Source organism: Pseudomonas sp. S2_E02 (assembly GCF_054668355.1).
Genome location: NZ_CP162761.1, coordinates 943,026 through 957,180, shown reverse-complemented (window position 1 = coordinate 957,180; position 14,155 = coordinate 943,026). Strand labels below are relative to the sequence as shown.

Genomic DNA, 14,155 nt, shown 5'->3' with positions numbered 1-14,155 from the left:
AGGAGGTTTCTAGGGGTTTCCCCGGTGGTAAAAGCCAGATCAAAAGATCGCAGCCTGTGGCAGCTCCTACAGTTGAACTCATGTAGGAGCTGCCGCAGGCTGCGATCTTTTCAAGCGTCAGCGCCGCCGGAACAACGGACGTGGTTCGATGACTGAGCGCCCATACAGCACGCTCATCCCGGCCAATCCTTTCAGTGCATCCTCAGCCGATTTGTCCTCACGCACCGCGAAACTGTCGAACCCGCACTGGCGCATATGGCTGAGCTGATCACGCAGCACATCGCCAATCGCGCGCAACTCCCCTGCCCAGCCGAACCGACTGCGCAGCAGATACGCCTGACTGTAAGCACGCCCGTCGCGAAAACTCGGAAAATCCAGTGCGATCAGCGGTAAAGAGGCCAGCCACGGCACCAGACTTTCAACCTCATCGTCGGGGCCGAGCCACACCGCATGAGTCGACGGTGATTCCAGCCAATGCATCAGCGGCAATATCAGCAAACCCTCCGGCCTTAGCGTCGATGGTTCGCGCACCAACGTCCACGGATCGTCTGTCACTATCCGCGCTACGCCCTGCTCCAGCCGCAACAGATTGTTCATACCGCCGCCTCCAGCGTCTTCGGATAGACCCGTTCCTTGAACGGCTCCAGGCCAATCCGCGCGACGGTGTCGACAAACAGTTCCTCGTGCTCGCGATAGCGCACAAACGTGCCGATGATCCGCTCGATCACCTGTGGCACCTCGGCGGCGCTGAACGACGGGCCGATGACTTTGCCCAATGCGCTGTTTTTGCCCTGGGCGCCGCCGAGGGTGATCTGATACCACTCACTGCCATTTTTATCGACACCGAGGATGCCGATATTGCCGATGTGGTGGTGGCCGCAGGCGTTCATGCACCCAGAAATATTCAGGCTGATATCACCCAGATCATGCAGGTAATCGAGGTTGTCGAAGCGTGCCTGAATCGCCTGGGCAATCGGGATCGATTTAGCGTTGGCCAGTGCACAGAAATCGCCACCGGGGCAGGCAATGATGTCGGTCAGCAGGCCGACGTTGGCGCTGCCCAGATCGTGTTTACACGCCAGTTGCCACAGCGCATAGAGGTCGGTTTTCGCCACGTCAGGGAGGACGATGTTCTGCTCATGGGCAATACGAATTTCGCCAAACCCGAAACGCTGCGACCAGTCCGCCACCGCCAGCATCTGCACACCGGTGACATCCCCCGGCGGCGAAGCCATGCCCGGTTTGGTCGACAGCACCACGCTGGTGTAACCCGGCACCTTGTGCGGTTGCACATTGCGCGCGACCCAACGGGCAAACGCCGGGCTTTCGGCCAGGCGCGTGCCGAAGTCCAGATCGGTGTCAGCCAGGGTGTGATAAACCGGCGGCACGAAGGCGCTGGCGACCCGCTGATATTCGGCTTCGGTCAACTGCGCCGGGCCGTCCTTGAGGTGTTGCCATTCCTCTTCGACTTCCTTGGCGAACACCTCGATACCCAGTGCCTTGACCAGAATCTTGATCCGCGCCTTGTACTTGTTGTCGCGCCTGCCGTGGCGGTTGTACACGCGCAGAACCGCTTCGACATAGGACAGCAAATGCTGCCAGGGCAAGCCTTCGCGAATCTGCAAACCGAGGATCGGCGTGCGCCCCAGACCACCGCCGACGATCACTCGCAGAAGCATCTGCCCATCGCGGCCGGGGTAAAGGTAGAGGCCGATGTCGTGCATCATGATTGCCGCGCGATCCTGCTTCGCCGAACAAATGGCGATCTTGAATTTGCGCGGCAGAAACAGGAATTCCGGGTTGATCGTCGACCACTGCCGCAGGATCTCGGCCAATGGGCGCGGGTCGATCAGTTCGTCCGCCGCGACCCCGGCGAACGCCTCGGTGGTGATGTTGCGCACGCAGTTGCCGGAGGTCTGGATCGCATGCATGTTGACCTGCGCCAGACGCTCGAGGATATCCGGCACCTCGGCGAGTTCGATCCAGTTGAACTGCATGTTCTGTCGCGTAGTGAAGTGGCCGTAACCACGATCGTAATCACTGGCGATGCTCGCCAGTGTGCGCATCTGCTCGGCGCTCAGCGTGCCGTAGGGAATCGCCACGCGCAGCATGTAGGCGTGCTTCTGCATGTACAGGCCGTTTTGCAGGCGCAGCGGCAAAAACTCCTCTTCGCTCAACTCCCCGGCCATGAAGCGCTCGACCTGATCGCGGAATTGCGCAACACGCTCGAACACCAGCGCCCGGTCGTAATCATCGTATCGATACATGCCTGCCACCTCATCAGTTATTCCTGTGGGAGCGAGCCTGCTCGCGAATGCGGTGTGTCAGCCAACAATGCAGTTGCCTGACACACCGCATTCGCGAGCAGGCTCGCTCCCACAGTTTTCTTCAGAGCACTATGACGAAGCGGCGCAGCACGTTACAGATTCACCTGAACTCATAAAAACCATATCAGGGCGCGGCAGAACGCCGCAGTCAGCCCTTCAATCTGATCCGTACAAATCAAAGATTCCTGAGCCTGTTTTGTTTCTGGTGGGGTTTCTACAGTGCAGCTCATGCCAGACCGGGTGGCCTGGCAAGACTTTGCAACCGTGGATGAACTGACCATGAGCACAGCAACAATCGGACAGGCTTACAACTACAAGGTCGTCCGCCAATTCGTTATCGCGACGGTTTTCTGGGGTGTGGTGGGCATGGCGATGGGGGTTTTTATCGCCTCGCAACTGGTGTGGCCAGAGATGAACCTGGACCTGCCGTGGACCACCTTCGGCCGCTTGCGCCCGCTGCACACCAGCCTGGTGATTTTTGGTTTCGCCGGCAGCGCGCAATTTGCCGCCAGTTACTACGCCGTGCAGCGCACCTGCCAGGTGCGGCTGTATTCAGACAAACTCGCCGCGTTCACCTTCTGGGGTTGGCAATCGGTGATCGTGATCATGCTGGTCACCCTGCCGCTGGGCTACACCACCACCAAGGAATACGCCGAAATCGAATTCTCCGGCGCGGTGTGGATGGCCGTGGTCTGGGTCGCTTACGCCATCGTGTTTTTCACCACTGTGGTGCAGCGCAAGACCAAACATATCTACGTCGGCAACTGGTTTTTTGGTGCGTTCATCCTGGTGATCGCCATGTTGCACGTGGTCAATCACCTGTCGATTCCGGTGGACTGGTTCAAGTCGTATCCGGTGTATTCCGGCGCCACCGATGCGATGGTGCAGTGGTGGTACGGGCACAACGCAGTGGGTTTCTTCCTGACCACCGGGTTCCTCGGCATGATGTATTACTTCGTGCCGAAACAGGTCAATCGGCCGGTATATTCGTATCGCTTGTCGATTGTGCATTTCTGGGCGCTGATTACCTTGTACATCTGGGCCGGCCCGCACCATTTGCACTACACCGCGCTGCCGGACTGGGCGCAGTCACTGGGCATGGCCATGTCGCTGATCCTGCTGGCGCCGAGCTGGGGCGGGATGATCAACGGCATGATGACCTTGTCCGGTGCCTGGCATAAGTTGCGCACCGACCCGATCCTGCGATTCCTCGTGCTGTCGCTGGCGTTCTACGGCATGTCGACCTTCGAAGGGCCGATGATGGCGATCAAAACCGTCAACGCCCTCTCCCACTACACCGACTGGACCATCGGCCACGTCCACGCCGGCGCGTTGGGCTGGGTGGCGATGATCACCTTCGGCGCGACCTATCACATGGTGCCGAAAGTGTTTGGCCGCGAGCAGATGTACAGCACGCCGCTGATCAATCTGCACTTTTGGCTGGCGACCATCGGCACGGTGCTCTACATCGCTTCGATGTGGGTCAACGGCATCACCCAGGGCCTGATGTGGCGGGCGATCAACGAGGACGGCACGCTGACCTATTCGTTCGTCGAAGCGCTACAGGCCAGTCATCCGGGGTTTATCGTGCGCTTTGCCGGCGGGGTGTTCTTCCTCACCGGGATGTTGTTGATGGCTTACAACGTGTGGCGCACGGTGCGGGTGGCCGACATTTCACTGGCGCGCAGTGAAGCGCAGATCGCCTGAGGCAGGGAGTCGCGCGTGATGGAGATTTTCTTTGATGTGTTGGGCGTGATGTTTCTTTGGCTGGCGGTGGAGTACTGCTTGCGGCGGGAGACGGCGGACAGTCTGGATGAAGCGAGCATGGTGCCGTTTGCCGATGACCCCGAGGTGGCGCGGCGGGTTGAACTGGCTACCGGGAAAACCGTGAAAGCGGTGGCGCCGGAAGACGCCAAACCAGGCTGGATCAATCTTGAAATGTGAGAGGAATCAGTAGCGGAGGGGCCTCCCCTTCGCTGCCTGCACATTTTGCTCTGACAGTCCGCCTCCGACAAACGGTAGATTTTTCGTATTTTCCCTGTCAGATCTGACAGTAGGCAGGTGGCAGGTTTGTCTTTATGTTGCTAACGAGACGGCACTCATAGCGCATCGTTTTCCAACGTGCTGCCAAACACTGCCACATGACCATCGGTATTGACCAGTCAGAACCAGGGAGCACCAAGATGAGAAACGCCCTCCTTTCATTGCTCCTTGTAACACTATTAGGCTGCTCACCCATCGCCACCCAGTCACCGGTCGAGCAAGGTGTCAGCAATAGTCCAAACGTAGCAATGACAGGTCCGCAAGTGGTCGAGCTATTGAACCAGCTCTACAACTCCAAATTCGTGAACTGCCATGAGTCAGCCAATCAACCGGCTTTTCTCTGTTCCGGGATCATTCTTCGAGTCACGGACAAGCAGCCTGGCGAAACGCATCACGTATGGAACCCAAGCCCAACCTCAATCAAGAACGGCGGAGTATCGTTTTCCTTCCTCAGGGCAGACTCGAAATTCGGCCGTCTGGCCTGGGGCAAAGGCAATGGATTAATGTTGTACCCCATCTTCGGTGCGCCGCAAGACAAGGTCGATCTGGACGTTTTGTGCTCCTTTCCCATCGATGGCTGGACCTGGAACCGCACCACCCCCTGTGGTCCACACGCCTCTTTTCCCGCGACAAGCCAGCGTTGCCGAAGTGCGGGTGTGACCACCGCCGAGCAATGGAAAAGCGTTTGGGATAACTCGCCCAACAGTCATCACATTCGACAATGTGGCTTCGACGTTTCCGAGGCAACCGGAAGGCCGGCTGCAGCGGCTTTTTACCAATCGGTACGAGCCCGCACAATGTTGAGCCAAGTGTCTGCACATTTCTCCGAACAGAATGAAATCGTGATCAAGACCTGGCCACAGAACCTGCAAAACACCTTGCCTCTGATGGCCTTCTTTTATATCGCCGGGGGGGACAATGCCGGGTTATCTCAAGCCCGAGACAATCAGAAGGATTTCTATGATTCCACGACTTCCAGAATCTGGGTGCCGGTGATCCGTCTGTATCCCCCATCCACATCAGCCCACGATGCAACATTCCAGTACGTTGACACGGATCAGTTGATCAAACCCTGATTCAGCCCGTGCTGCTCACCGTGCCTGCACTGCAAACGCAGCCAGTAGCGTCACCGCCAGATTGGCCTCGTCACGTGTGCAGGACTGGACCAAGCGAGGCCGATGGTGCTAGCCGCGTTCACGCGGTATCAGACTCTGCAATTGCAGCGCCAGAAAATTTGCATCAAATACAAACGTGTCGGGATCCTTCAACCCATTGGTCTTGCGCCACTGCCACTCACCGTCTGCCAATCCCACCAGGGAAATACTGCCGTAACGTGCCGCCGTAAGGCCCATCACCGCCAGGGAAATCTGCCCCGCGCTGCCCATCACATCCGGCACGAACTCTACCGGTTTGCCGGCAATCACGATGCTCAGCTTTTCCGTCTTGAAGGTCGAGGTTTCCACCGGCGTGCCCGGCCCGAACGCGACATACGTCTCACGGCTGACTTCCAGCAGATTGGGCATTTGTACCGGCGCAAGCCATTGCTCAATGTTGCCGAACAACTCGATGATCCGGGCGGCCCACGCCGCCGACTGGGTCTCGAACAGTTGGGCCTTGTGCGCTTCGCTCTCGGCATAGCGGCGAAGCATATCGCCCAGTTGTTGTACGTCGTCCATTGTTGCACTCCTCGGCTCAAAGCCTGCGAACTCCGATAGTGGCAGATCAACGTGCTGGCGTACGGTTAACCACCGATTCAAGCTCCGCATACGCTTAATCCAGACGAACGGTAGGATTTGCCCCCTCCACCTGTCAGATCTGACAGTAGGCAGCCAGCGACAGAGGGTTTTAGATAAATCCTCGAGTTGCTTGAGTTCCGGAGAAGCCGCATGACAGTCGATAACGGTAAAACACAACCCCAAGACATCGCCCCTGTGATAATTCCAGGCTGGGTTACAGCCATACAACATCCGGAAAAGCCACATGGCGGAGTTCCCCTGTCGTTGCACAACAGTGGCTTTCTCCAACTGCTAATCGATCCATGGCTCAACCATAGCGCCTATGACGACGCAGGCATATTGCTCGGAACCTCGGATGTCGCGGTGATCAACAAGGTTACCCAGCCGGGCGAGGAGAATCAGCGGTTCAACATGTATCTACCTGCCGCACTATTGAAAAACGACATCAACCTGATACGCCTGCAAGTGACCCGAGTCGGTCAGGATCCCGAAACTTCGGAGGCGCTGAAAGTGCTCTATTACACCCCGCGCCCCGGTGACCAGATTTCGGGGGGTGGAGACAATCCCAATCTGATCATGAGCCTTCCGGCCGATGTCATCACCGACGGCATCGATGCCGGCCGCGCAGAAAAGGGCGTGGATGTGACTCTGCGTTACATCCATATGCGCGAGCGGGACATCATTACGCTTTATTGCGATAGCCTGGAAAAAGAGCATGTCGTCAGCGCGGCGCAAGCAGCGGCAGGCAGCGTGGTATTGAAACTGGTCGCCATCGACTTCTGGCAGGACAACCCCAAATTCGCCATGCGTTTCAGAGTCACCGATCAACTCGGCAACTCTTCCGGCCCCCAAGCCATCTGGTCAAAAACCACGTTGATTGATGTGCACTTACGCCGACAACCGGAGCTCGATCTGATCAGGCCCAAGGTACTGGAAGCGAAAGAGTCCGGCGGCACGCTACTGAACTTCATCAAGGATTTTTATGAAGCCAAGTTCGCCACGGTAGAAGTCAACTACACAGGCTCCGACACAGGGCAAACGGTAAGAGTCCAATGGCTCGGACGCAACTTCACCTACACCACTGAGGTGCAGACTGTAAAAACACCTGGGGAAACGTTGCATTTCCAGATTCCGCGCCTGGAGGTCATCGACACTATGGGGGGCGGTGGGCGGGCAGAAGTAACCTACACGGTCAGATTGCCCGGCACTACCGATGACAAGCCCTCTCGCGATCTGAATCTGGCATTCACCGAGCAGAAGCACCTTCTAGGGCAACCCACGATCAATACGGACAGAACCAATTTAAGGGTTTACTACCCGACACTTGAAGCTCCCTACAGAGTGCGTATGGCGTTGCATGGTGTGACCACCCGCTATAGCGACGAGGTGGACATCGTCAACGAGTCTTACACCAACTTCCCGATTCCAGCGGCGTGGATCACAGAGAACCGCGGCAAAGACGTGATGTTCAACTACACGCTCAAACGTACCGGGACCAGTGAGCCACTGATCTTTTCATGGTGCCTCAGGGTGAGGCTCTAGCGAGTTACGAGGCAGGGCAACCGCAATCAAACCGACATTTCTCATTACCCTGAACGGTGAAGAGCAAATCATCATGCGCCAAATAATCGGTTTCATATTAATCGCTGTGTTGTTCGGTTGTTCCCAAGACACCCGGCAACTGCCGGCGCCCACCATTACCAATATAGTCCAGAGCATTGATGGGCCTGCCATTGCCGCACGCCTTTCAACCCTGTACGACCGCAAGTACGCGAACTGCAACAACTCAAACTCTCAACCTGCGTTTCTCTGTTCAGGCGTCATAATCAGAGTCACCGTCAAGGATCCTGACAACAAATATAAAGTCTGGGAACCGAGCCCGACTTCGGTAAAACAGGGCATGGTGACATTTTCCTATCTGCGAGCAGACTCCAACATCGCACGCTTCGCTTATGGTTATAACAACGGCTACATACTCTTTCCGATATTCGAAGCGCCCACAGACAAGCTTGATCAACAAATACTGTGCTCTTACCCGTACGACGCTTGGAGTCACACCCGTGGCTATACCCCTTGTGCAGCGCACGCGAGCTATCCAGCGCAAAGCCAGCTATGCCAAAACGCGGGCGTGACCACCGCAGAACAATGGTACGAAGTCTGGAAAGTGCCCGGCGGCAGCCCCAATCAACGGCAATGCGGCTTTGACGTCAGGGATGAACGCAATGCATTGGCCGGCCCGGCGTTCTATCAATCCATACGCGCCAGAGGGCTGCCCAATCCGCGCAACGAGAATCACAACGAAATCCAGATCAAGACCTGGTGCGACCCCACCAGCGCCAACCCTGCCACTTCATGTAAACAGTCCTTCCCTGCCAACAGGTTTCCGATCATGGCGTTCTTCTACTTAAACGGCAGCGCGGGCCTGGCGGACGCCCAGTACAACCAGCGTGATTTCTATAACTCGACCAATCCGAAAGTCATCGTACCGATCATTCGTCTGACGCTTGCCAGTAGTGGCACGATTTTTACTTACATACAGGCCGATCAGGTGATCCTCCAGTAAGCCCATTCCAACTTTAGTTGAAGGAAAAGGAAATCATCATGTACAAAATAGTCGCATTCTTGCTGATCGGTTTGTTGACGGCATGCTCACAGCCTGCATCGCAATCGCCTGATGTAATCGACGCGAGCGCAGTGCAAAGCCAGAGAATGGATGGCCCGGCTACCGCCACTTATCTCACGACGCTCTACGCCCGCAAGTTCCCCAATTGCAACAAAGTGGATTCGCAACCTGCCTTTCTATGTTCAGGGGTGATGATCAGGGTTACGGAAAAAGACCCGAACAATACTTATAAAGTCTGGGATCCGAGTCCCACCTCGGTAAAAAATGGCGGAGTCAACTTCTCCTATCTGCGTGCTGATAGCAACTTCAGCAAAATGGCCTGGGGCAACGCCAATGGCTACATGCTGTATCCGATATTGGAAAGGCTTGCCGGCACTGACCAGTTAGCAGTGCTATGTGCGTATCCCATGGACTCTTATGGATGGTATCGCAGTGCAACCGCCGTTTGCGTTGCTCACCCTTCTTACCCGAAGAGTGGCCACTGCCAGGATGCAAACATAACCACCGGCGAGCAATTCAAAGCGGCTTGGGATGGCGCTCCTGGCGATCAAAACCGGCGTCAATGCGACTTTGATGTCAGAGACGAACGCAACATGCTCGCCGGCCCGGCGTTTTATCAATCGCTGCGCGCCAAGAGCTTGTTAGGGCAAACAGGCTTCGCCCAATGGAACGACATACTTATCAAAACCTGGCCTGCCGGCAAGCAAAACACCTTCCCCATCCTGGCGTTCTTCTACCTCGGTTCGAGCACCGATCCCAAGCAGCTCGCCGATGCGAAATACAACCAACGGGATTTTTATAACTCGACCAGTGCGAAGGTGATCGTTCCCATCATTCGCGTGGAGTTGGCCGCCAGCGCGACCGGTACAGCGACGTTCACCTACTCCGCAGCAGACCAGGAAATCAGATAATGAGCACTGTTCGCACAATCTCTACAACGTTCGCAATGGCTGCCATCGGCCTGACGGCACTGTTGAGCTGGCCGGCTCATGCGCAGCCAAAATCGGACGACCCGGATAGCTTCATTCTGACGGTCGAGCGCTGCGTAAAATACATTCAGAGCGCGCATTGGGTGTATCGGGAATATGAATGGACTTTTTCCATCACACCCACACCTTGTGCCAGGAAAACCCTCCCGGAAGCCACGCCTTTTATTTGGGATGAGTTGACACGTGATTATTCCAACAGCCGCTATTGGCAAAATACCCACGGCATGCGCCACCAACTGATTTGCCACTTGGCGATCGCGCGCGATAAACCCGAATGGAATCTCGAGCCGTGGCGTCCGGATGTCGGATATGCCAAGACACTCGCCGCCGGTTGCAATCACGTCATCCCGTTACCTGAGCCTGCACCATGACACTTGCGTAAAACTTCATCGTTACAGTTATTTTGCTGCTGGCATCCATCCTTTAACCCAAGGAAACTCGGTGCAGGCCTGTCTTCACTCGCGTCAGGCCATTGCCCGAGGAACTTCAATGCGCACCATCGGCCTGATCGGCGGCATGAGCTGGGAATCCAGCGCCGAATACTATCGACTGATCAATCAGCAAGTCCGCGATCGTCTCGGCCCGTTGCGCTCGGCGCAAATGCTGATGTACAGCGTCGACTTCGGCCCTGTCGAACAGGCCCAGCACGCCGGGCGCTGGGACGATGCGGCGGCGATTCTGGTCGATGCTGCGCGCAGGCTTGAAGCGGGCGGCGCGGAATGCGTGGTGCTGTGTACCAACACCATGCACAAGGTCGCCGAACAGATTCAGGCGGCGATCAGCATTCCGTTTCTGCACATTGCCGAACCGGCCGCACAGGCGGCTCTGAACATAGATGCACGCACGGTCGGATTGCTCGGCACCGCATTCACCATGGAACAGGATTTCCTCAAGCGACGCCTGGTCGCCAAGGGTTTGACCGTGTTAGTGCCGGACGAGGCCGAGCGTAATGAAGTCCATCGGATCATCTACGACGAACTCTGCGTCGGCGTGATCAGCGATCAGTCGCGACAAATCTATCAGCGGGTCATTGAATCCCTGACCGCACGCGGCGCGCAGGCGATCATCCTCGGCTGCACGGAAATTGGCATGTTGGTCAAACCCGAACACAGCGCCCTGCCCCTGCTCGACACCACCGAGCTGCATGCGCAGTCGGCGGTGGCGTTCGCCCTGGGCGAGTGAGTCAGGCTTTCGGACGATTGCGCAGGCGGGCCATGCTCAGGGTGTCGACCCATTGCCCGTCGCGCACCGCGTAATCGCGAAACAGGCCTTCGTCCTCGAAACCGAACTTGCGGTAGAGGCCGATGGCCGCTTCGTTATCGGCATACACGGTGAGTTCGACGCGGTGCAGATTCATCCAGTTGTCGGCAACCTCCAGCGCCGCCGCCAACAGCGTCGAGCCCACGCCTTTGCCCTGCCACGCCACCGCAACGCCCATACCGAAACTGCCGGCATGCGCCCGGCGCATCCGTGAATGAGCCTCCAGCCCCAGATTGCCGATCACCACACCCTGATGCAGCGCAACCAGCTTCACCGCCCGTTCGTTGTCCGCCAGCAGGCGCTGGCGCCAGACCTCAACGGACTGAAACGGCATCTGCAGCACCTGACGCGCCACAGCTGGATCGTTGTACAGCGCAGTGATGCCCTCAATGTGCGATTCGTTGAAACGCTCGAGGTGGATGGCGGGGTTGTGGTCTGGCATGGCGGATCCTTCCTGGATCGATGTGTGGCTGACCACTCTAAACCGATAAACCGCTGTCTGGCGAATATCAAAATGTGGCATCCAGCCTGATGGCGACAGCGGTTTGTCAGCGACATGTTCAATGACTGACACCGCACCTTCACGAGCAGGCTCGCCGGCGTAAAAGCCCTGAAGCGAGTCCGGCTATACAACCGTTCGTCAGAAACCCGCCCGCACCTGTCAGATCTGACAGTAGGCAAACGTCCTGCTCAGGTGTTTGATCAAACCATCCCGGCAGTCCCGCGTATCAGGCCGCCCGACAAAGGAAGGTGCTTTCATGACAAACGATAAAGTGAACAACGCAGTGCTAGCGCTCTATCCCGGTCAAATCGACGGTGCGACCACAAATGTAATCAGCGACCCGACGCCGCCGCCAGATGTGCCCGTGCAAGGTGTGCCGTTGAACCTGTTCCTCCCCGTGCTCAATCTCAACGGAGTGCTGGCGGGCGCAGTGAAACTGCGCATCGATCCACCGCCGGTCGACAGCAGCGACGACATCAATGCCATCTCCTTCTGGCTCAACGGAAAAGAAATCCAGAGCACAACGGTCACCCCCGAAAATCGCGACAAACAGTTTTTATTTGATGTATTCCAGACCGACTTGCTGGACAACGTCGTCAACAAGATCCTCTATAAAACGCACCGCCCCAGCGGCAACACCGGGACTTCCACAGAGCTATGGGTGCTGTACAGCGACACCCTGCCCGGTGGCAACGATGTGCCGGAAGACGATGGCGATGAACACCCTGACCTTGAACTCAACTTTCCACCCGAACTTGGCGATCCACCACGAATTGGCAAGGATGAAGTCGAGAAAGGCGTCACCCTTACTGTCGACTATCCATACACGAAGGCCTACGACCGGATCACCCTGGAGATCCGCCGCGAGCGGTTCTCTTTCACCGTCAAACCGGCGGATGTTGGCAAACCTGTTCCTCTGTTCATTGATTCAGACAAGTTTCAACTGGTCGGCAGTCTGGATGCCTGCCCGTTCTCCTACACCGTGGTCGATCAACTACTCAATGCTACTCACAAGCGACGCTGGTCGAAGATCAGTCGAGCGGACATCAACCTTACCCAGTTGATTCTGGACAAGGCGATCCTGCGTGAAGTCATTGATGACGACATGGATGTGCCCGAGATCGTAGATCTGGACAAGATCCTCGGGGATTCACTATTGGTAGTGGTGCCCCCCAAAGCAGGTATCCATAAAAAGGGCGATGAAGTTGTGGCGATGTATCGGGCCACCCAGCCCGATGCGCAATGGCAGCTGAATGGAATATTCGAAGAAAACTTCGGCGTGTTGCTGCCCTGCGTTATGAAACTGGAAAAAAGCAAAGTGGTTTCGGGCAGCAAGATTCAAGTAACGTACCAGCTCAAACGAGGCCTTGAAATCATTGGCGACTCGAGAGTGGCCAAAGCTGACGTGATTGGCGGCACCGTCGGCGATGACAAACCGGTGATTTCACTGATCACTGGCTCACCGAGTGGAGAGAACATTGCTGATGGCGGTAATACGGTAGAAACCGCTGTCACGCTGACCGGTGTCGCGAAAAAAGGGGAAAAAGTCGAGGTAATCAGCGGGCAGGTGTCCCACGGCAAACCCGATGTCGATGGCGTCACCGGTCTCTGGACGCTGCTCATTCCGGCGCTGGACGAGACAACATACGTTTTCGTGGCGAAGGAGTTGTATGGAGCGGGACAGAGTTCCGATGCCTATACGATTAATGTAGTGAGCATGCAGCCGCCGGTGTTGTTGGCACCGGCCGTCAATCCGATCGATGTGCTGGCTTACGAGCAAGGTGTCACCTTGCGCGTCGCGTTTGCGCAAGCATTGCCGGGGCAACAAGCGCAACTCAAAGATCGTGATCCGCTGCCTGGGAGTGAGCCGTTTCCAGTGGTGACGCTTGATCCGAATAGCCAGGCTGACTTTCCGCTTGATTCAGCGTTTCTGGTGGCGCGCAGGGGAACCAGTAGAAGGTTTTATTGGACGTTGATCAGTGGCGGCAAGCCGGTGGGGGATTCGCCGGATTTGACGTTGGTTATTAATTCCATTGCCGAGAATGATCCACGGTTGCCGACGCCCAATATTGCCGGGGAAACGGGCGAGATGCTGGAAACGCTAAAACTCGCACCCGACGCCCGTATTCTCTCGGCGAGAGTGCCTTTGCAGACTGCAGGTCTGCTTCTGTGGGTAGACCTTGAAGGTGTGGATCAGAATGGGAACCTGATCACTCTGAATGTCCGTAATGGAGAACCTAACGAATCGGCTGACGGTTACTCGCTGGAAGCACCGATTGAATGGTTGAAAGCACTCAAAGATGGAACCGCGCTAAAAATCAACGGTGTTATCAGTCTCGATGGTAATAGCGATAAAACCAAAGCGGTGCCACTCCCCGTTCGTTCTTACACGATAAAAACAGCAGGAGAGGAGAACTTTGATGAAGCCCCCTGACCCCCAACATTCATAGCCTTGAACTATCTTCCATGTTAATAACGTCTGCGATCCCAGGCAGGGGCGGCTTCTCTGTTGCCTACATTGGCCATGGCATCCCGGGACAAATAGAGGGGCATGCCTTATTGGTACTTGGTATAAGCAACGCAGTTGATGTAATCACGTTTGAATTGAAAAGCACTTGCTCGGAAATTTCATTTTGGTGTTACTCGGTTTTATTCAGTGGAGGCTATTACAGCAC

General features: G+C 56.4%; 13 protein-coding genes. 9 read left to right on the top strand and 4 right to left on the bottom strand.

Going from position 1 to position 14,155, the window contains the following annotated elements; all coding sequences use genetic code 11:
- Nucleotides 1-117: 117 nt before the first annotated feature.
- Both AB4O01_RS04285 and AB4O01_RS04280 read right to left on the bottom strand, forming a co-directional pair.
- Nucleotides 118-597 carry a DUF934 domain-containing protein gene (locus AB4O01_RS04285; protein ID WP_460090778.1) on the bottom strand — a complete coding sequence of 160 codons (480 nt, stop codon included), beginning with the start codon at nt 595-597 and terminating at the stop codon, nt 118-120.
- Nucleotides 594-2,267 carry a nitrite/sulfite reductase gene (locus tag AB4O01_RS04280; protein ID WP_460090777.1) on the bottom strand — a complete coding sequence of 558 codons (1,674 nt, stop codon included), beginning with the start codon at nt 2,265-2,267 and terminating at the stop codon, nt 594-596. Before AB4O01_RS04280 ends, AB4O01_RS04285 begins: the two co-directional genes overlap by 4 nt.
- A gap of 339 nt (nt 2,268-2,606) precedes the next feature.
- Here AB4O01_RS04280 and ccoN point away from each other — a divergent pair, with 339 nt between their 5' ends.
- The 3 genes from ccoN to AB4O01_RS04265 all read left to right on the top strand — a co-directional run bounded on the left by ccoN (nt 2,607) and on the right by AB4O01_RS04265 (nt 5,446).
- On the top strand, nt 2,607-4,034 hold the full coding sequence (gene ccoN / locus AB4O01_RS04275) for a cytochrome-c oxidase, cbb3-type subunit I (RefSeq protein ID WP_099759420.1): 1,428 nt from the start codon (nt 2,607-2,609) through the stop codon (nt 4,032-4,034).
- Between the two features lie 18 nt (nt 4,035-4,052).
- Nucleotides 4,053-4,271 carry a CcoQ/FixQ family Cbb3-type cytochrome c oxidase assembly chaperone gene (locus AB4O01_RS04270; RefSeq protein WP_093433014.1) on the top strand — a complete coding sequence of 73 codons (219 nt, stop codon included), beginning with the start codon at nt 4,053-4,055 and terminating at the stop codon, nt 4,269-4,271.
- Nucleotides 4,272-4,510: 239 nt separating this feature from the next.
- A complete protein-coding gene (locus AB4O01_RS04265; protein ID WP_460090776.1) occupies nt 4,511-5,446 on the top strand; it encodes a halovibrin HvnC in 936 nt (311 codons plus the stop codon).
- A 108-nt stretch (nt 5,447-5,554) separates the two neighbouring features.
- On the opposite strand, the gene AB4O01_RS04260 is transcribed toward AB4O01_RS04265, so the two are convergent.
- Entirely contained in the window at nt 5,555-6,046 is a 492-nt protein-coding gene (locus AB4O01_RS04260; protein ID WP_460090775.1) for a hypothetical protein, read from the bottom strand.
- Nucleotides 6,047-6,256: 210 nt separating this feature from the next.
- On the opposite strand from AB4O01_RS04260, the gene AB4O01_RS04255 reads away from it, so the two are divergent.
- The 5 genes from AB4O01_RS04255 to AB4O01_RS04235 all read left to right on the top strand — a co-directional run bounded on the left by AB4O01_RS04255 (nt 6,257) and on the right by AB4O01_RS04235 (nt 10,900).
- Nucleotides 6,257-7,648, top strand: coding sequence for a hypothetical protein (locus tag AB4O01_RS04255; protein ID WP_460090774.1), 1,392 nt, complete (start codon nt 6,257-6,259; stop codon nt 7,646-7,648).
- 73 nt (nt 7,649-7,721) lie between these two features.
- Complete coding sequence (locus tag AB4O01_RS04250; protein WP_460090773.1) at nt 7,722-8,669, top strand: halovibrin HvnC; 948 nt, start codon at nt 7,722-7,724, stop codon at nt 8,667-8,669.
- Nucleotides 8,670-8,707: 38 nt separating this feature from the next.
- Nucleotides 8,708-9,640 (top strand): halovibrin HvnC, encoded by a 933-nt coding sequence (locus AB4O01_RS04245; RefSeq protein WP_460090772.1) that lies wholly within the window; start codon nt 8,708-8,710, stop codon nt 9,638-9,640.
- A complete protein-coding gene (locus AB4O01_RS04240; RefSeq protein ID WP_093433029.1) occupies nt 9,640-10,089 on the top strand; it encodes a DUF2599 domain-containing protein in 450 nt (149 codons plus the stop codon). The genes AB4O01_RS04245 and AB4O01_RS04240 overlap by 1 nt, the downstream gene beginning before the upstream one ends.
- Before the next feature lie 118 nt (nt 10,090-10,207).
- Nucleotides 10,208-10,900 (top strand): aspartate/glutamate racemase family protein, encoded by a 693-nt coding sequence (locus AB4O01_RS04235; protein ID WP_460090771.1) that lies wholly within the window; start codon nt 10,208-10,210, stop codon nt 10,898-10,900.
- A gap of 1 nt (nt 10,901) precedes the next feature.
- Here AB4O01_RS04235 and AB4O01_RS04230 read toward each other — a convergent pair whose 3' ends face one another.
- Nucleotides 10,902-11,420: a GNAT family N-acetyltransferase gene (locus AB4O01_RS04230; protein ID WP_257354891.1), complete on the bottom strand. Its 519-nt coding sequence runs from the start codon at nt 11,418-11,420 to the stop codon at nt 10,902-10,904.
- Between the two features lie 316 nt (nt 11,421-11,736).
- On the opposite strand from AB4O01_RS04230, the gene AB4O01_RS04225 reads away from it, so the two are divergent.
- A complete protein-coding gene (locus AB4O01_RS04225; RefSeq protein ID WP_460090770.1) occupies nt 11,737-13,914 on the top strand; it encodes a hypothetical protein in 2,178 nt (725 codons plus the stop codon).
- Nucleotides 13,915-14,155: the final 241 nt, after the last annotated feature.

Coding starts and splice junctions, on each gene's coding strand:
- AB4O01_RS04285 (WP_460090778.1), bottom strand. CDS start 597: ATGAACAATCTGTTGCGGCTGGAGCAGGGCGTAGCGCGGATAGTGACA.
- AB4O01_RS04280 (WP_460090777.1), bottom strand. CDS start 2,267: ATGTATCGATACGATGATTACGACCGGGCGCTGGTGTTCGAGCGTGTT.
- ccoN (WP_099759420.1), top strand. CDS start 2,607: ATGAGCACAGCAACAATCGGACAGGCTTACAACTACAAGGTCGTCCGC.
- AB4O01_RS04270 (WP_093433014.1), top strand. CDS start 4,053: ATGGAGATTTTCTTTGATGTGTTGGGCGTGATGTTTCTTTGGCTGGCG.
- AB4O01_RS04265 (WP_460090776.1), top strand. CDS start 4,511: ATGAGAAACGCCCTCCTTTCATTGCTCCTTGTAACACTATTAGGCTGC.
- AB4O01_RS04260 (WP_460090775.1), bottom strand. CDS start 6,046: ATGGACGACGTACAACAACTGGGCGATATGCTTCGCCGCTATGCCGAG.
- AB4O01_RS04255 (WP_460090774.1), top strand. CDS start 6,257: ATGACAGTCGATAACGGTAAAACACAACCCCAAGACATCGCCCCTGTG.
- AB4O01_RS04250 (WP_460090773.1), top strand. CDS start 7,722: ATGCGCCAAATAATCGGTTTCATATTAATCGCTGTGTTGTTCGGTTGT.
- AB4O01_RS04245 (WP_460090772.1), top strand. CDS start 8,708: ATGTACAAAATAGTCGCATTCTTGCTGATCGGTTTGTTGACGGCATGC.
- AB4O01_RS04240 (WP_093433029.1), top strand. CDS start 9,640: ATGAGCACTGTTCGCACAATCTCTACAACGTTCGCAATGGCTGCCATC.
- AB4O01_RS04235 (WP_460090771.1), top strand. CDS start 10,208: ATGCGCACCATCGGCCTGATCGGCGGCATGAGCTGGGAATCCAGCGCC.
- AB4O01_RS04230 (WP_257354891.1), bottom strand. CDS start 11,420: ATGCCAGACCACAACCCCGCCATCCACCTCGAGCGTTTCAACGAATCG.
- AB4O01_RS04225 (WP_460090770.1), top strand. CDS start 11,737: ATGACAAACGATAAAGTGAACAACGCAGTGCTAGCGCTCTATCCCGGT.